We start from the raw sequence: 16,422 nt of genomic DNA, 5'->3' as shown, positions 1-16,422 counted from the left end.
TAAATAATTATATAAAATACCATACACTCCTTTCTTTATATTTCTTTAGTCATTTGTAAAATTCTAAAAATTACAATAAACGCAGTATTTTTTGGTTTTCTTGCTTTTCTCCACTCCTGATAAAGCTTCTTCCCCCACTTATGATTATTATATACTGCCATTATTCAATCTTTATTACTTTTACAATTTCCTAAATTTATTTACATTATTTTTTATACTAAACTTCATTTTAAAAAATAATATTAGACTTTTTTTGTAATTACAAATATCAATGGCTGTGATTTTTCCAAAATAAATTCTGCTTCATTAAAACCGCCAAACACCTTCACATCATCTATATTTAATTTCTTAAAAAAGTCCATAAAGTCAAAATAATTAACATTAACTAAAATTTCTTCATTTTCAAATTTTTCATCCAAAATAGTTTTAAAAATCACATTATTATCTGAACTTTTATAGTAAAAACGTTCAAATTTAACATTTTCATTCTGAATTAATGGTAAACTTCCTAAAAAATTAGATTCAAATTCTTGATTTTCAAAAAATTTATAAAAATTTATCAGCTGAATAATTAGTTTCCCACCATTTTCCAACTGCAAATAAGCCTTTTTCAAAAACAAAAAAATCTCATCCTTATTATTTAAATGTGGCAACGTATTCCCAACATTTATTATTGTATCAAATTTTCCCAATTCATCAATTTTCAGCATATCCAGATTTTTTACATCTATTCCCTTTTTTCCAGCCTGCTCAATAAGTTTTTCATTTATGTCAATCGAAGTCACTTCAAATTTTTCATTCTTTAAAAATTTTGACAAATTTCCTGTTGCCGTTCCAACATCAAGAACTTTTTTTCCACTGACATATTTTTTAAAAAAATTTTTTTGAACATCTGAAAGCGAGAAAATAAAATCATACTTTTCTGAAATTGTATCATAAAATTTTTTCATATTTTCTATATTTTTCATCTTTTCTCCAGATTTAAAAATTTTTTACTTTAAATAATTTCACTATAGTATAGCACATATTTTACAAAATATAAATTGATTTTTTAAAAAGAAAATTTAAAATAATAAAAAAAGAAAACCGACTATTTCTAGCCGATTTCCTAAAGTTGATCTTTTTAGAATTTAATTAAATCAATTATTTAGCAATTTTGCTTGCGAAGTATCCTAAAGTTCTGATTAATTGAGAAGTATAAGACATTTCGTTGTCATACCAAGATACAGTTTTAACTAATTGAACATCTCCATTTTGAACAATTTTAGTTTGAGTTGCATCAAATAATGATCCAAAGTGAATTCCAACGATGTCAGAAGAAACTAATGGTTCTTCAGTGTATCCGAATGATTCAGTAGCTGCTTCTTTCATAGCTGCATTTACTTCGTCAACAGTTACTTTTTTGTTTAAGATAGATACTAATTCAGTTAATGAACCAGTTGGAACAGGTACTCTTTGAGCAGCTCCATCTAATTTTCCGTTTAATTCAGGTACTACTAATCCAATTGCTTTTGCAGCTCCTGTTGAGTTAGGTACGATATTTACTGCAGCAGCTCTTGCTCTTCTTAAGTCACCTTTTCTGTGTGGTGCATCTAATGTATTTTGGTCTCCTGTGTAAGCGTGGATAGTTGTCATTGTTCCAGTTACGATTCCAAATTTGTCATTTAATGCTTTAGCCATTGGTGCTAAACAGTTAGTTGTACAAGAAGCTCCTGAAATAACTGTTTCTGAACCATCTAAGATTTCGTGGTTTACGTTGTAAACTACTGTTTTAACATCATTTCCACCAGGTGCAGTAATAACTACTTTTTTAGCTCCTGCTTTTACGTGTTTTTCAGCTTTTTCTTTAGTTGCAAAGAAACCTGTTGCTTCTAATACTACGTCTACTCCTAGATCTCCCCAAGGTAATTTTTCAGGATCAGCTTCTGCGAAAACTTTAATTTCATTTCCGTTTACTACGAAAGCTCCTTCTTTAACTTCAATAGTTCCATTGAATCTTCCTTGAGATGAATCGTATTTGAATAAGTGTGCTAACATTTTAGCATCTGTTAAATCATTAATTGCCACTACTTCAAATTTGTCTGTTTGTTCTGACATTAATCTTAATGCTAATCTTCCGATTCTTCCAAATCCATTAATTGCTACTTTAACTGCCATTTTAATAATACCTCCTAAAAATTTTAATATATATTAATATATATTATTTCTTACATTTTGAGTATACCACATTTTTTTTGAATTTTCAACGGCAAAAATTAATAAATTTTATAGTTTTGTTTAAAATACTTATATTCAAAAAAATTAAAAAAATAAATATTAAATTATAATTTTTAAGCAAAAAAAAAACTACTAAATCCTAGTAGTATATATAATACAATATCGTAATTTGTTTTTTAAAATGGCTGGGCTGAATGGATTCGAACCATTGCATGCTGGAGTCAAAGTCCAGTGCCTTACCGCTTGGCGACAGCCCAACAACATCTTCATATTTTTATCCTTTACGGACATTAATTATTATACAAAAAAAAATTGATTTTGTCAACACTTTTTTTATAATTTTTCAATATTTTAATATCGGTGTATTGTATAATCAAGCGTAGAAAAAAAATATATAAAAAAACATAGTAAAAATGACACATCAAAATCTCTTATCAAACGATCATTCCTACTATGTAATTTTCAAAAACTGAAATATATGGAAAAACTTCTTTATTCTTTAATTCCTTTTAGTGCCTTTTCCAAATTCTCTGATTCCCATTTTCCATCTACTTTTACCATCAATGCTGGCAAATCTTGTAATATTACCTCTTCATCAGTAACTTTCTTAGCTTCTTTTTCATACATGTTTATTCTTTCTTCAATTGCAACATTATAATAATTTCGTTTAGCAGGCTCATTTCCTCTTTCCTTCATAATTGCTTCTAATTCACTTTCGGTCATCTTGGCTCTTTCTAAAATTCTTCTTTCTGTTTGATCATCTACTTCCAGCATATCTGGAACGCTTTTCAAACTTTTGGATTTTATATCATAAACTACTTCTGCCTCACCATTTGAAAGATAATCTATTTGTTTCACATCAAATTTTAACTTTGTTTCATCTGCTGTAATTCTTGAAATTTCCCTTGCATATTTTTCCACAATCTCTCTTTTCAAAGAATTACTGATAATATAATCCTTTTTAAACAATTTGCTATATGCTTCCTTTTCAAGATTTCTTTCATTATCTCTTATTCCTTCATTTACAATTGTGAAGAAAAATGAATTCAGCCTGCTTTGAAGTGCTCTTTTTATTGCCATATCTTCATTTGCCTGTGTTCCTGCTGTAAAAGCATTTCCTGCAACAATCATCATAATTAAAAATAATAATTTTTTCATGATCTTCTCCTTAATATATTTTTTATTTTTCTATTAATATTATACCATATTTTCAAAAAAATTTTTTAATAAATTAAATTTTTTTACTTTAGTTCATTTAATTCCCATTGTCCGTTTACTTCAGTCAATACTGCTTTTTCATTTGCTGAAATTACTGTTTCTAAACTTGTATTTTCCAAGGCTTTTCCTATAATATCCAAAATTTCATCTACCATAATGTCATAAATCCGTACTTTTTCTGATTCATTTCCATTTTTTACCATTAAAGCTTCTATTTCATCTTCACTTTTATAACCTGATTTCTTTAAAACATTAGTCCTAACATTTTCTTCAAAATTTTTTTCTGTTCCCTCCAATGCCTTATCGAAATCCTTCATTTTTATATCATACACTACTTCAACATTTTTATTATCAATAGATTTAATATTTTTAACAGCAAATCTTAATTTCATATTTTTCAAATAAATATCAGAACATCCTTTAGAAAATTTTTCCAATATCTTTTTTTTATTTAAATCACTAATTTTATAATCTTTGTCAAATAATAAATCTGCATTATTACTAAAAGAATATTTAATCACTTCCGTTAAAGTCTGATTTTCAACCATCTTCTTAATATTTTCCATATCTTTTTGAAAGGCATTTTCAATTTTAATTTTCTCACTTCCCAATACCATATTCATTGATGTATTCCGATTTTTTTGCACTGTCGTCCCTGCAAGTGCATTTCCCATTACTGCCAACATCAATATAAATAATAATTTTTTCATAAACTCTCCTCACTTTATCTTTTATTTTTCTTTGTCAAAATTATAGCATATTTTTTCAAAATATAGAAAATAAAAATTTTTTCTCTCAACTTTTATCGTCTTTTCTGAAAAATTTACTCGAAAAAAATATCTTCCAAAAATCTAATATAAATTTTTTCAGTCTCACATCTTCATTTTCTACTACAAATTCTTCTACAAATTTCTTATCCAATTTCACCCCTTGTTTCACACCTACTTTTAATAAATCTTGCTGAATTTTTTCTTTCGTTATTAAAGCTACTAAATTTAAATTTTTATTCTACATTTCCTCTTCAAAAATTGAAATTGTAATCCCTTCCATCTTAACTTTTTTCACTAAAAAACTACCTTTTCTGCTCGAAGCTAAGTACGCACAGGGCTCGGAAACGCCGTACACTCCAATTTGATTTTTTACAAATTCTGAACGCTCTTCAACTAAATCTTCTACTTCCAAAATTTTTTCTTTTTCAAAAAATTCTATTGGAATATTTAATTCCGTCATTGCTTCTAAAAGTCCAATTTCATCAGATTTTACCCAAGCGGATGCGGCTTTTTTTATCGAGTCCATTTCTAAATTTTGAGTTTCCATTACATAATTTATTTTTTCGATGATTTTTTCTTTCGGTGTATTTCTTTTGCAGCCGATTCCGAGAATAATATTTTTTGGAATAATTTTAGAAATTTCGATATTTTTTCTATTTGAAACAATTATTGCTCCAGCACAATTTTTGTCGTTTTCTACGATATTTTTTGGCAAATGAATACTCACATTTTCTCCATTTACAATAAGCGAAGTCACTCTTTTGGCATCGTCCAAACTTTCCAATTTTGCTTTAATTTTTTGTGACAATGTGTCAACCGCAATTTTCCCACCGACGTCAGAAGCTGTTGTAATTACTGGGATTGCTCCGATTCCATTTGCAATTTTTTTACATTCTTCATTTGCACCACCAAGATGTCCTGAAAGTAATGAAATCACAAAATTAGCATGGTCATCAACTGTAATAACAGCTGGGTCTGTGTCCTTGCTTTTAAATTTCCCTTCAATAATTCTCACAACTGCTCCAGTTGCTGCAACGAAAATATGTAAATCATATTTATCAAATGTCTTTTCTAATAAAATTGGCACTCGCTCATTTATCACAAACAAATTTTCCACATTTTCACTTTCAAGATTGAGCATATTTGCCACTCTTTGTGACACATAAATATGCAAATTTTTATAAACATTGTTTCTTATTTTTAAACATGTTTCGTATCCGTTTTTACTTACGCAATATACTGCTGTTCTCATTTTTATCTCTCCTAATCACTAAATTTTTAACTTTTTATTTGAACTTATTCTTCTAATTTTCTCATAACTTCATAAAGCTTACTTTTTTCTAATTTATTTAAAAACTCTTCGCTTTCTTTTTCATCAAACGATGCCACCATCCTCATTATTTTCAAGTACATATTTTCTAGAATAATATTATACTTTATTGAATCTTCTGTCATTTTCTCATTATTTGCAATATTTCTCAAATAATAATCAATCGCTTTTTTTATAACTTCTGTTTTTTCTTCACTTGAATCTTCCGAATAATTCTCTAATATTTCATTAATTTTTGAAAAATTTAACGTTAAATCAAATCCGTAAACTAACTCGTCTACAATTTTAAAATCTCTTTTATTTTCTTCTGACTGAAAAAAATCTTTAACAACTACTATTTTTTTCATTTGCTTATCACTGATTTCCTTTATTTCCTTCATTTTTTTCTCATTTTCCAATGCTTGATTAAGTAATTCCTGAAAATTCTTGCTCTTACCATGAATATCAATTTCCATAGTCGCAATTTCAATTAGATCATAAACAGCTGGTTTATCTTTATATTTTTCTTTAATTTTATTAAAATATACTTGAGCTTTTTCCTTTTGACCAATTTGATAATAATAGAGACCTGCCAGACTCCATTTTTCAAAGTCAGTAATTTCCTTATCTTGTAAATTTTCTTCACCTATTTTTTGTGCTTTTAAAATATTTTTATCCCCACCTTTTTTTAAATACAATGTTATTAAGTATTGTCTAACTAAAACATTATTTTTATCTTTTTTCAGCAATACTTCTGCCTTGTTAATCAATTCATCAATTTCATCTTTCTGTGGAATAATTGATAATTCACCTCTTGAATCTAATAGAAAGTCTGATGTTTCATCAATTATACTTTGTTTTACTCCTTTTTTAGAAAGCGTTTCTTGAACATATTCCCTAAGCGTGTATGCATTTGCTCCTAAACTTGTTGCTAAAAAAATTGTAATTGCACAAATTAATTTTTTCATAAAATTTTCTCCTTTTTTCTATTTTTTAAATCTATAATTTTAATCTTTTATACAATAATTTCTTTTCTTTTTTTGGTATTTTACTTTTTTCTATAATTCCTTTAGATTTTAAAATTTCCAAAATTTTCTTTTTATCATCCGATTCAAAATGAATAAAATCTTCAATTAATCCTTCATATTCTGGTACTTTTCTAAATATATATTTTTTTAATACTAATTTAGAAAGTTTACTTTTTAAAAGTTTTATCCAATTTTCTATCAAATCTGATTTTTTAATTTCTTGTATTTCATTTTCAACTATTAGTTCTTTCGTATAAGTTTTTCCCAAAATGCTATCTATAAAATATTTAGATACTTTTTTTACACGAAGATAAACTATTCTCTGTTTTGTAATAAAGTATATAATAAATATTAAATTTAATCCTAAAAGTTGATAAAAATTCTCATAACTAAAATTCTGACATTTCAAATGATAAATTAAATAAATGATTGGTTCAAAAAATAAATAACAATTTGTCATTCCTGAGGAAAAACCTCCTTCTATCTCTCTATAATTTATAAGTGCATCCCAATCTAAAATAAGAAAGATTATTCCTATAACTAATGAAATTATCCAATAATTAATTTGTAAACTTCCCATTAACATAAGCATAATTCCTGTAAATTGCAGACATAAAGGAATTAAAGTTATATAAAAAACATAGCCTGAAATTGCTTCATTACTTATTTTTTTCATTTTATATTTAAACATCATATTTTCTATATTTAAGAAAAATGGCTTTGAAAAAATCCAATTTTTTAAAATATTTTCATTACTATTTATACATAAACCCAAAATTTTGTTATATTTTAGAAAAAAATATTTTTTAATAAATTTTTTTATTCCTTTTTCTGAATTGGCTTCGTATTCTTTTAATATTTCCTTCAATTCACTTTTATCATTATTCATAAGGTTATATTTAAAAAAATCTTTTTCAAATTTATTTTGATTTAAAATTTTATCTATTTTATTCGCAAATCTCAAATTATCAGTTTCAACACACTTATCACCTTCAAAAATCAAACTGTAAATTTTATTTATATCTTGTGTTGTACATTCTTTTTTCAATTTATCAAAAAAATTTTTCTTTCCAAAAGGAAAATGAAATATTTGATGATTCATAATATTCTTTTAATAATTTTTCTATCTCACTATTTTTAAAATATTGAAATTTTTCTGTTTCTAAGTTTGTTCCCTCAATCTCTTCATCAACATCATCTTCTTCATAATCATTTATTGATAAATAATATTCAGGATAAAATTTTTTCAACGCTTCGTAATATTTATTATATTTTTCTCTATTCCAAAAAACTATATCTTTAAAATATTTAAAAATTTTAAATAATTTTATTTTCATAAATCCCCCTAGTCCATAAAATTCTACACTTCCATCTCAAACACATTAATCACAGGCGTTTCATAAGGATGAACCTCCTTAATCAAATAATATGCTAACTCACAAAATTCTTTTTTCACTCTAAATTTCATAATTTTCTCATTAGCAACACTGGATTTTCCAATTTCTCCGTCAAAAGGATTTCCGCCTTCCAAAGTTTTCCAATGTCCAATTCCATCAATTGTAGAATAAACATCTGCATAAAATCCTTCTGTCAAAAGGTTGTATTTTTGTAAGTTTTCCACAATTTTTTCCACATAATTTTCTGGAGCAAAAACTTCAAAACAGCTGTATTTTTCTTTAAATTCTAATTTTGAGCTCAATAAATTGTCGTTTTCATAATTTAAAGTCAAATAAAAAAATGGCGTATTTTTAAACAATAATTCTAAAAATATTTTGTCGCCTTCCCACAATTTTAAACCAAAAATTTCTTTTTTGGGAATCCATTTTAAGTTGCCTTCGTCACATTCATGCTGATTTCCTGAAAAATCTGAACTTGTGTAAAGATACATAAATAATGGCTCATCATTGTTGTAATTAAAAATCACAAGTCCACGAAATTCATAACTATTCAATTTGTAGCCAGTTTCCTCTTGCACTTCTCTTTTTAAGCACTCTTCGGGTGTTTCCCCAGCTTCCAATTTTCCGCCAATTCCTAGCCATTTTCCTTTATTTATATCATTTTTCTTTTTAGTTCTATGTAGCATTAGATATTTTTCATCTTTTTCTAAATAACATAATGTTGTAATCACTTTTATCTCCTTTTTTTATTTTATTTATAAAATATTATACCATATAGTTATGTTGATTTAGAATAGTGTTAGAAAATTTTAACAAAAAGATAGCAAGAAGTCTCCGACTTCTATAAGTGGGAGATGAATTGCTTTTTTTGTAAAAAAAATTGAAAAAAGGATACTCTTATGATAAAATCTCTAAAGAAATAATTAAAAATAATATTCAAAATCGAAAGGAGGTGTAATTTATGAAATATAATTTAGCATTCAAATACAGAATTTATCCAAATAAAGATCAAGAATTGTTGATAAACAAGACTTTTGGATGTGTTCGTTTTGTTTACAATACGATTTTATATACTGCGAATAAATTTTATGAAGAAACTGGGAAAAATAAAATAATTACACCTGCCAGTTTGAAAAGTGAAAATCAATTTTTAAAAGAAGTGGACAGTCTGGCACTTTCAAATGCTCAATTGAATGTAAAACGATCGTTTACGAATTTCTTTCAAAAGAGAGCAAAGTTTCCAAAGTTCAAATCTAAAAAGAAAAGTGTTAAAAGTTACACGACAAATTGTGTGAATAATTCAATACGAATTGAGGAAAACAAATATTTGGTTTTGCCAAAATTGAAAAGAATAAAATTAAAATATCATAGAGAAATACCGAAGGATTACAAGATAAAGTCGGCAACATTGACAAACAGTAATGGAAATTACTATGTTTCTATTTTGACGGAATTTGAAAAAGAAATTCAAAAAATGCCAAGTAATGATAAAGTAATTGGACTTGATTTTTCAATGTCTGAATTATTTGTCAGTTCTGAAAACCAAAGAGCTGATTATCCAAAATATTTTAGGATATTGGAGAAAAAATTGAAAAAATTACAAAAGTCATTGTCAAGAAAAGTGAAATTTTCTAAAAATTGGTATAAGCAAAAAGCGAAAATATCAAAATTGCATGAGTATATCAAAAATTGCCGAAGAGATTTTTTGCATAAATTATCGAAAAAATTGTCTGAAGATTATAATGCTGTGGTTGTTGAGGATTTGAATATGAAAGGGATGAATCAGGCATTAAATTTTGGGAAAAGTGTAGGAGATAATGGATGGGGAATGTTTTTGAGGATGCTTGAGTACAAGTTGATGTTTTTAGGAAAGCAATTTTTGAAGATAGATAAGTGGTTTCCATCGTCGAAAACTTGTAGTAAATGTGGAAATGTTAAAGAGAAACTGGAATTATCAGAAAGAAGTTATAAATGTGAGTGCTGTGGAATTGAAATTGATAGAGATTACAATGCTGCATTGAATATAAGAAATGTTGGAAAAGAAATAATGGAATATTAGAAAAATAAAAAAAACAGGGCAGGAACTGTCCGAAGAGCTTGGTAAATATATTTGGCTAGCAAAAGCAGGTACTTCCCAAGAAGCTCCCGCTTCTAAAAGCGGGAGTAGTTCACTGGTTACTGGAATAGTGACTTTTATGTCAGTTTTCGGTCTGTTAATGCGTCCTGAATTGCCAGAAAATATCGTAAGTGCATATTTTACAGCTTGGGGAATGAACTTTATAGCTGCTTTGCCGTTACAATTATTGCTTGTAGGTCCGATTTCACGATTGAAATTGCAAATGTGGCAAAGATATTTTGATAATAGAGCATAAAAAAAAACATAATTATTAAACTTTTTGAAATTTTCATTTAGTTTTCTAATTATGTTATTTTTTTATAAATACATCATTTTAATATTATTTTATTTAAACATTTCCTCATATTCCTTTGATTTCCAATCATTTCCTTTTTTTTCAAAAGTAATATCTTTTTTAGTAATTTCATAAGATGGATTTTCTTTAAATTCTTTTTTCATTGAATCTATCATATACATCAAAAATTCTGCGGCTATTTCCTTTTCATTCATATTTTTTAATTTATCAGCATTATATTTCTCCACCAAACTTTTTTGAATTTCCTCTTCACTTAAATTGTCCAATTTATCAAATGAAGGTATTTTTATTTCACATTTTACAATTGCTTTTGAATTTAATAAATACTTTATACTTTTTACTTCTATTTTAGTATTTTCAGCCATAAGATCAAACATCTGTGAATAAACTTCTAAGAAAGTTTTATAAAGATAAATATCTTCTGATTTATTATTTTTTTGATTTTTCATAGCATTTTCTGCTTCTGAAAATGTTGATAAGTACTCTTTAAAACCTCTATTTATATAATACTTTATCTTTTCTTCAATCTTTTTATTTTCCATCTCAATCTGTTCTGCAGACAATGTAACATTTTTCCCTTTCGTCACTTCATAACCTTGTCCAAAAATTTGCAACGAAAGTGCAAATAACATAATCACTAATATTTTTTTCATTTAAAATTCTCCTTCTTTTTTTTGTTCTAAAATTTTTATAATTTTATTCTTTAATCCCTCTTCTAAACTCATGCGAAAATGTCTTATCATAAAGTTTAGATTTAGAATATTCATCCCCCATAAAGTTTCCAACTAAAATTTGTGCAGTTTTCGTAATTTTTTCATCTTTCACTTTTTGAGCAATGTTTTCCAATGTTCCCATAATAATTTTTTGATCATCCCAAGTAGCTCTTTGGACAATTGCAATTGGAGTTGTTTTCTCGTAATGTTTTAATAGTCTTTTCACAACTTCATCAATCATTTGTACAGACAAAAATATTGCCATTGAGCATTTGTGTGAAGCTAGGCTTTCTAGACTTTCTGTTTCAGGAACAGGTGTTCTTCCTTCCAGTCTTGTACAAATTATTGTTTGACTCACATCAGGCAATGTGAACTCTTTTTTTATTGCGGCAGCAGCAGCTACAAATGAACTCACTCCTGGCACGACTTCATACTCGATTCCATATTCATCCAAAATATCCATTTGTTCCCTTATTGCTCCAAAAATACTTGGATCCCCAGTATGAACTCTTGCAACCAATTTCCCATTTTTCTGAGCTTTTATTGTAACTTCCATCACTTCATCTAAATTCATTGTAGCAGAATTATAAACTTCCGCTCCTTCTTTATGACATTCAATAACTTCTCTTGGCACAAGCGAACCCGCATAAATTATGACATCTGCTTCCTTTACAATTCTTTGTCCTTTTACTGTTATTAATTCAGGATCTCCAGGCCCTGCTCCTATGAAGTATACTTTTTTCATAAAATTACCTCTTTCTTTTTTATATTTTTTTATTTTATAATATTTCATTTATTTGAAAACTTACTGATATTTCTGTATTCAAATATATTTTTTCATTTTTCTTAAAAAACGCTTCCCAAACTTTCCCATTTTCAAGATAAACGGATATTTTATCAAATTTTTCAACTTCTTCAACATTTATTTTTTCTATTTTTTTGTTTTTCATTCCAAAAATCTTTTCAAATTTTCCTGAAATGTCGTTATTAATTATCTCGTTATCCACAAAATAAATTTCATTAACCAATTTTTTCTGATAATCTTCAAAACTATTGCAAAATTCTCTAAACTGACTATTACATGCCCATTCACACAAAATATCCTTTATTGTCAATTTCTTGATTTTACTAATTTCTTCCTTATTCTCTAAAATTCCTTTTATATCATTCTCTAAAAATTCCAACGGTGAATATCCATAAACCTTATCATCACAAAAATTATATTTCGGAATAAAATAAATTTTATCTTTCCATTTTTTCAAATAAATTTTAAAAAATTTGTAATACTCTATGTTTCCATAATTTAAATAAAATATATAATTTCCATTTTCATATTTTGGCAATTCAAAACTTTCACCATAATGGATTTCTTTTCCATCCTTTAAAACTTGAATATATTCTTCATACCAATCCTTATCATCGTAAACTTTTCTTTTTATTTCTAACATTTTTCTCTTTTCCTATTATTTGCTTTTCATCAAAGCATAAATTATTATTCTCTCATAAAATGCTCTTTCTTTATCATCGGATATACTCAGAATCTCACAATAATGGGACCAACTCAATTTTCCAGACACTGTCTGGCAAATTGGATACTTCAAATAAAATTGCCTCATATTTTGTAAATTAGATCTCGAAAAGCCTTTTTCATACTCTTTTGTCAATTTTTTGACAATTCTTTTAAAAGTTTTTTCCCATATTACTCCCAATTCCTTTTTCAATTTTACTCATTTTTCCCCCATTTATATTAATTTCAAAAATAACTTATCAAATATTTTTTACTAATAACTAATTTTTTGTTCCACATTCGGATTTTGAACCGCTTTCTTATATAATTCCTTTAATTCTTCAAAATGATTTCCATTTTTTTCTCTATATTCTTTTTCCTTTTCTGTCAATTCCCTATTATACGGATTATCTCCCAAACTGCTATGAAGTGCAACTCCAAATTGTGTTATAATATCAAATTTCATAATTTCTTGCGACAAACTTTTGTCTGTATAAAATTTATAACCATCGTAATTTGAACCTCTTCCCGCATCATAATAAGTATTGTTATTATATTTTATCTTTACAATATTTTTTATTTCTTTTTTTGTTTTTCTTTCATAAATAGTCGCTCTATCGTTTTCCACTAATTCAGCAATATAATTACGAACATAATCCAATTTTTTATCTTTATCCGAAATACTATTTTTTATATTATTTTCTTTTTTATCTCTATTCTTATTATACAATTCCAATAAATCACTTTTTCTTACTACAATATCAAAATTTTCAGTTTTGTAAGTCACCAAATCTTTTTTATCACTTGGCAATACATAATCTAATTTAATTTCTTTAACAAAATCTTGACTCAATTCTACATATCTCTTCTTTTTTGTATCATAAGTCCCTTTTACAATCGTTTCTGCCATTCCTTGAATTGCCACTATAAATGACAAAATAAATAAAATTTTTTTCATAATAATTCCTTCTTTCTTTCAGTTTTTCAATTTTAACTACTTCTTATTAAATATCTCCATCAATCTGGTTTTTAACACAATTTCTCCTTTTATCTTTATTATTTATTTTCAAAGTTCCCAAATAAAATCCCATATTAACAACCATCGCATAAACAAAATACCTCGACTCTAACGTCTTTATAATTCCAAATTTTTCAACGCTGTTCTCACCTTCTTCTAAATACATCAAAACTTTATACGGAAAAGTATAAATTATTGCGTGATAATCTTCTTTGTACCAGTTAAAGCCCATAAAAACAAATATTCCCATAATTATTAGACAGCCTGTTATTGTCAATATTCTTACAACTTCAATTTCTTCTTTATCAAAATATTTTTTTATAAAAAGTCCGAAAAATACATTGATAAGAAAAAATGGAACTAAAATTCTGTATTGACCAAAACTTCCCTCAATTCTCAAAATACTTTCTATTATTAAAAAAAAGATTGCAAAGAAGATTGAAAAAATAATTGAAAGAATAGGAATTAAAAAATACATTACAATAAACCATAATATAATTTTAGAAACTTTAAATAAATAACTTCTAATCTTTATTTTACTTCTAAATATTCCTAAAATGAATAATCCGTTGAAAAAACATAATTTTATAACTCCAATAATATCTATTCTAAATAATAATACTACTGATAAAATTATAAAAAATATTGGCAATTTCAAAATTTTATCATTTTCATATTCTTTACTTTTTCCTAATAAATAAAATATTAAACCAAAAAATACGCCTGCTACTACCGAAGAGATTCCTTCAAAAACTATACGATATGGTAAATCAAAGCCGTAATCCCAATCATATTTTCCAACCCAAAAATAAAATGCAAAAAATAAAATTTGAAGAATTATAAACTTTGCTATTTTTATTTTCCTTAAAGTGTTTTTAGAAATCTCTTCCACTCCTTAACTCCTTTCTTCTTCAATATCATCGTCGAAAAATAAGGAACTTCCTCCACACTCTCAATATCCCAATAAACAACTTCATTTTCTTTTCCGCAATCTGAAACAATTACAGCATTTTCTTTATTTCCTGTTTCAATTATTGCCTTTTTAATTTTCTCAAAATTTCTGCTTATTTTCATCAAAACTAAATTATCATTATTTTCAATTTCCTTATAAATATCAGTTTTTCGATTGACAGACACCAATTTCAAATCTTCATCGCCAATCATCAAAGGCACATTCAGTCTAGCTGCAATGCTATTAAACGAAGTTATTCCAGCAATAGTTTCCACTTCAACATCATCTGCAATATGCTCCAAAACATAAGTATATGTGCTATAAGTCATCGGATCTCCAATTGTCAAAAATGCCACATTTTTCCCTTTTTCAAGTTCCTCACTTATTTTATCAGCATTATTTTTTCTAAAAATTTTTCTTGCTTCCACATCTTTTATCATCGGAAACTCCAAAAACATTTGCTCTACACCAGGTTTCAAATACTCTTTTACAATATTAAAAGCCGTGCTTCCTTCTCCACTTTTCGCCTCAGGCAATACAATTACATCCACTTCGTGCAATTTTTTCGTCGCTTTAACCGTTATATTTTCAGGATCTCCCACTCCAACTCCAATACCATAAAATTTACCTTTTTTCATATTTCACTTTCCTTTCTTTTTATTCTCCTATTTATCTTACTAAAAAATTTACTCATTTTTTTATTTAACTTCTTTATTTTCAAACTTTTTCTATGCATCACTCAAAATACTTTTTAAATTTCGACTATTTTCCCAACTTTTCCTCAATAAATTCCTTTAATACAGGAATATGGCTCAATTCTGGAGTTCTACTCGCATAAACCATTGTCACATTTCCCTTTTTCAACTCTTCCACTATTATACCCTCAAATTCCTCAAAATCCGAATTTTCTTCCAATTCTTTTCTATATTTTTCAGAAAAATTTTCAAAATTGATAATTCCTTTATGATAATTTTGTCTCAATTCCTTTGATGGCGTAATAATTTTTGCCCAATAATCAATTTTTGCATCTTCCTTTTTTAACCCTCTAGGCCATAATTTATCGACCAATATTCTAAAACCATCCGCTTCTCCAATTTTTTCATAAGCTCTTTTCCATTTAATTTCAAATTTCATAGCTCCCTCCTTTTCTAAAATCAAAAATCTTATCAAGATCACAACTATTTGTCAATCACTTTTCATAAAATTACTTTAACTATTATACCATATTTGTTATACAAATATTTCGATAATACAACAATTTTTAATTATTTTTCCACTAAAAAAATATTTTCTGAAATTTTCTTTTTCATAATTCCACCAAATTGATTTTTGTAAAGTTCAAGATATTCTGAAAATTCGCAAGAACAATTGTATCCTAAAATTTCCATCTCAATTCCAAATAAGTCAACATTGAAAGGAAATGGCGAAAATCCATTTTTCAAATAAAATTTCTTTCGACTTTGACGCTCTTCATAATTTTCAGCATTTTCATCCTCAGCATTTTCAATCTCAAGAAAAAAACGATAATTTTTGTAATATTCCTTCAAAAAAGATAGCGTTTTAGAGCCGTATCCATAGCTTCTAGCTTCTTCAGTTATCGCCAAATAATCTAGCAAAACCAAGTCCTCATGTTTCAATGCAATTGCTAAACCTTTAAACTCATACGAATCTCTATTTTTCTCATCAGTTTTTTTCTTTTCGATTGAAAAGACCTCAAAATTTCCTCTCAATACTCCGATTAATATTAATCCAAATGACTTTTTTTCCTCTTTTGGAAATGAATTTTGATATAATTTGTAAATATTTCTAATTTGTTTTATTGATTTTATTTTTCTTAATTCCAATTTAAACCTCTCCTTTT

Annotated in this window: 20 protein-coding genes, 1 tRNA gene and 1 pseudogene; 2 read left to right on the top strand and 20 right to left on the bottom strand. The window is 26.7% G+C overall.

Annotated features, from left to right (window positions below):
• Positions 1 to 242 precede the first annotated feature (242 nt).
• The 11 genes from FVE74_RS00570 to FVE74_RS00525 form a co-directional block, all read right to left on the bottom strand.
• Entirely contained in the window at positions 243 to 968 is a 726-nt protein-coding gene (locus FVE74_RS00570) for a class I SAM-dependent methyltransferase (RefSeq protein ID WP_147002736.1), read from the bottom strand.
• Between the two features lie 175 nt (positions 969 to 1,143).
• Entirely contained in the window at positions 1,144 to 2,157 is a 1,014-nt protein-coding gene (gene gap, locus FVE74_RS00565; protein WP_147002735.1) for a type I glyceraldehyde-3-phosphate dehydrogenase, read from the bottom strand.
• A gap of 242 nt (positions 2,158 to 2,399) precedes the next feature.
• Positions 2,400 to 2,474: transfer RNA gene (locus tag FVE74_RS00560), tRNA-Gln, on the bottom strand.
• 235 nt (positions 2,475 to 2,709) lie between these two features.
• On the bottom strand, positions 2,710 to 3,375 hold the full coding sequence (locus tag FVE74_RS00555) for a hypothetical protein (protein WP_147002734.1): 666 nt from the start codon (positions 3,373 to 3,375) through the stop codon (positions 2,710 to 2,712).
• Positions 3,376 to 3,458: 83 nt separating this feature from the next.
• Positions 3,459 to 4,145, bottom strand: a complete 687-nt coding sequence (locus tag FVE74_RS00550) for a hypothetical protein (protein WP_147002733.1) — start codon at positions 4,143 to 4,145, stop codon at positions 3,459 to 3,461.
• Positions 4,146 to 4,230: 85 nt separating this feature from the next.
• Positions 4,231 to 4,356, bottom strand: a complete 126-nt coding sequence (locus FVE74_RS12075; RefSeq protein ID WP_255460263.1) for a hypothetical protein — start codon at positions 4,354 to 4,356, stop codon at positions 4,231 to 4,233.
• A gap of 87 nt (positions 4,357 to 4,443) precedes the next feature.
• Positions 4,444 to 5,457 (bottom strand): cobalt-precorrin 5A hydrolase, encoded by a 1,014-nt coding sequence (gene cbiG, locus FVE74_RS00545; protein WP_147002732.1) that lies wholly within the window; start codon positions 5,455 to 5,457, stop codon positions 4,444 to 4,446.
• Between the two features lie 44 nt (positions 5,458 to 5,501).
• Entirely contained in the window at positions 5,502 to 6,482 is a 981-nt protein-coding gene (locus FVE74_RS00540; RefSeq protein WP_147002731.1) for a hypothetical protein, read from the bottom strand.
• A 31-nt stretch (positions 6,483 to 6,513) separates the two neighbouring features.
• The gene (locus FVE74_RS00535) at positions 6,514 to 7,590 is read right to left on the bottom strand and encodes a hypothetical protein (protein ID WP_147002730.1); all 1,077 of its coding nucleotides are present in this window, start codon (positions 7,588 to 7,590) and stop codon (positions 6,514 to 6,516) included.
• 4 nt (positions 7,591 to 7,594) lie between these two features.
• Entirely contained in the window at positions 7,595 to 7,879 is a 285-nt protein-coding gene (locus FVE74_RS00530) for a hypothetical protein (RefSeq protein ID WP_147002729.1), read from the bottom strand.
• A 23-nt stretch (positions 7,880 to 7,902) separates the two neighbouring features.
• Complete coding sequence (locus FVE74_RS00525) at positions 7,903 to 8,670, bottom strand: NUDIX domain-containing protein (RefSeq protein WP_147002728.1); 768 nt, start codon at positions 8,668 to 8,670, stop codon at positions 7,903 to 7,905.
• Positions 8,671 to 8,900: 230 nt separating this feature from the next.
• Here FVE74_RS00525 and FVE74_RS00520 point away from each other — a divergent pair, with 230 nt between their 5' ends.
• The gene (locus FVE74_RS00520) at positions 8,901 to 9,998 is read left to right on the top strand and encodes an RNA-guided endonuclease InsQ/TnpB family protein (protein WP_147002727.1); all 1,098 of its coding nucleotides are present in this window, start codon (positions 8,901 to 8,903) and stop codon (positions 9,996 to 9,998) included.
• A gap of 136 nt (positions 9,999 to 10,134) precedes the next feature.
• Entirely contained in the window at positions 10,135 to 10,311 is a 177-nt protein-coding gene (locus FVE74_RS00515; protein WP_197735178.1) for a hypothetical protein, read from the top strand.
• Positions 10,312 to 10,400: 89 nt separating this feature from the next.
• On the opposite strand, the gene FVE74_RS00510 is transcribed toward FVE74_RS00515, so the two are convergent.
• The 9 genes and pseudogenes from FVE74_RS00510 to FVE74_RS00470 form a co-directional block, all read right to left on the bottom strand.
• A complete protein-coding gene (locus tag FVE74_RS00510) occupies positions 10,401 to 11,024 on the bottom strand; it encodes a hypothetical protein (RefSeq protein WP_147002726.1) in 624 nt (207 codons plus the stop codon).
• 43 nt (positions 11,025 to 11,067) lie between these two features.
• Positions 11,068 to 11,829 carry a precorrin-4 C(11)-methyltransferase gene (gene cobM / locus FVE74_RS00505; protein WP_147002725.1) on the bottom strand — a complete coding sequence of 254 codons (762 nt, stop codon included), beginning with the start codon at positions 11,827 to 11,829 and terminating at the stop codon, positions 11,068 to 11,070.
• A 34-nt stretch (positions 11,830 to 11,863) separates the two neighbouring features.
• Complete coding sequence (locus FVE74_RS00500) at positions 11,864 to 12,532, bottom strand: hypothetical protein (protein ID WP_147002724.1); 669 nt, start codon at positions 12,530 to 12,532, stop codon at positions 11,864 to 11,866.
• A gap of 33 nt (positions 12,533 to 12,565) precedes the next feature.
• Positions 12,566 to 12,783: pseudogene (locus FVE74_RS00495) on the bottom strand (DUF1016 N-terminal domain-containing protein); the annotation flags it as partial.
• A gap of 82 nt (positions 12,784 to 12,865) precedes the next feature.
• Positions 12,866 to 13,549, bottom strand: coding sequence for a hypothetical protein (locus tag FVE74_RS00490; protein WP_147002723.1), 684 nt, complete (start codon positions 13,547 to 13,549; stop codon positions 12,866 to 12,868).
• Positions 13,550 to 13,595: 46 nt separating this feature from the next.
• Positions 13,596 to 14,501: a hypothetical protein gene (locus FVE74_RS00485; protein WP_147002722.1), complete on the bottom strand. Its 906-nt coding sequence runs from the start codon at positions 14,499 to 14,501 to the stop codon at positions 13,596 to 13,598.
• Positions 14,474 to 15,199 carry a precorrin-2 C(20)-methyltransferase gene (gene cobI / locus FVE74_RS00480; RefSeq protein ID WP_147002721.1) on the bottom strand — a complete coding sequence of 242 codons (726 nt, stop codon included), beginning with the start codon at positions 15,197 to 15,199 and terminating at the stop codon, positions 14,474 to 14,476. Before cobI ends, FVE74_RS00485 begins: the two co-directional genes overlap by 28 nt.
• A 124-nt stretch (positions 15,200 to 15,323) precedes the next feature.
• Complete coding sequence (locus tag FVE74_RS00475; protein ID WP_147002720.1) at positions 15,324 to 15,695, bottom strand: DUF488 domain-containing protein; 372 nt, start codon at positions 15,693 to 15,695, stop codon at positions 15,324 to 15,326.
• Positions 15,696 to 15,826: 131 nt separating this feature from the next.
• Entirely contained in the window at positions 15,827 to 16,405 is a 579-nt protein-coding gene (locus FVE74_RS00470) for a hypothetical protein (RefSeq protein WP_147002719.1), read from the bottom strand.
• Positions 16,406 to 16,422 lie beyond the last annotated feature (17 nt).

The organism is Leptotrichia wadei (genome assembly GCF_007990445.1).
Classification (GTDB): domain Bacteria; phylum Fusobacteriota; class Fusobacteriia; order Fusobacteriales; family Leptotrichiaceae; genus Leptotrichia; species Leptotrichia wadei_A.
The sequence above is the reverse complement of the archived record's forward strand: the minus strand, read 5'-3'. Positions and strand labels throughout refer to the sequence as shown.

Excerpts from the sequence above, each read along its gene's own strand:
- cobM (WP_147002725.1), bottom strand. The coding sequence starts at position 11,829 with ATGAAAAAAGTATACTTCATAGGAGCAGGGCCTGGAGATCCTGAATTA.
- cbiG (WP_147002732.1), bottom strand. The coding sequence starts at position 5,457 with ATGAGAACAGCAGTATATTGCGTAAGTAAAAACGGATACGAAACATGT.
- cobI (WP_147002721.1), bottom strand. The coding sequence starts at position 15,199 with ATGAAAAAAGGTAAATTTTATGGTATTGGAGTTGGAGTGGGAGATCCT.
- FVE74_RS00515 (WP_197735178.1), top strand. The coding sequence starts at position 10,135 with ATGTCAGTTTTCGGTCTGTTAATGCGTCCTGAATTGCCAGAAAATATC.
- FVE74_RS00510 (WP_147002726.1), bottom strand. The coding sequence starts at position 11,024 with ATGAAAAAAATATTAGTGATTATGTTATTTGCACTTTCGTTGCAAATT.
- FVE74_RS00540 (WP_147002731.1), bottom strand. The coding sequence starts at position 6,482 with ATGAAAAAATTAATTTGTGCAATTACAATTTTTTTAGCAACAAGTTTA.
- FVE74_RS00475 (WP_147002720.1), bottom strand. The coding sequence starts at position 15,695 with ATGAAATTTGAAATTAAATGGAAAAGAGCTTATGAAAAAATTGGAGAA.
- gap (WP_147002735.1), bottom strand. The coding sequence starts at position 2,157 with ATGGCAGTTAAAGTAGCAATTAATGGATTTGGAAGAATCGGAAGATTA.
- FVE74_RS00490 (WP_147002723.1), bottom strand. The coding sequence starts at position 13,549 with ATGAAAAAAATTTTATTTATTTTGTCATTTATAGTGGCAATTCAAGGA.
- FVE74_RS00570 (WP_147002736.1), bottom strand. The coding sequence starts at position 968 with ATGAAAAATATAGAAAATATGAAAAAATTTTATGATACAATTTCAGAA.
- FVE74_RS00550 (WP_147002733.1), bottom strand. The coding sequence starts at position 4,145 with ATGAAAAAATTATTATTTATATTGATGTTGGCAGTAATGGGAAATGCA.
- FVE74_RS00520 (WP_147002727.1), top strand. The coding sequence starts at position 8,901 with ATGAAATATAATTTAGCATTCAAATACAGAATTTATCCAAATAAAGAT.
- FVE74_RS00500 (WP_147002724.1), bottom strand. The coding sequence starts at position 12,532 with ATGTTAGAAATAAAAAGAAAAGTTTACGATGATAAGGATTGGTATGAA.
- FVE74_RS00555 (WP_147002734.1), bottom strand. The coding sequence starts at position 3,375 with ATGAAAAAATTATTATTTTTAATTATGATGATTGTTGCAGGAAATGCT.
- FVE74_RS00530 (WP_147002729.1), bottom strand. The coding sequence starts at position 7,879 with ATGAAAATAAAATTATTTAAAATTTTTAAATATTTTAAAGATATAGTT.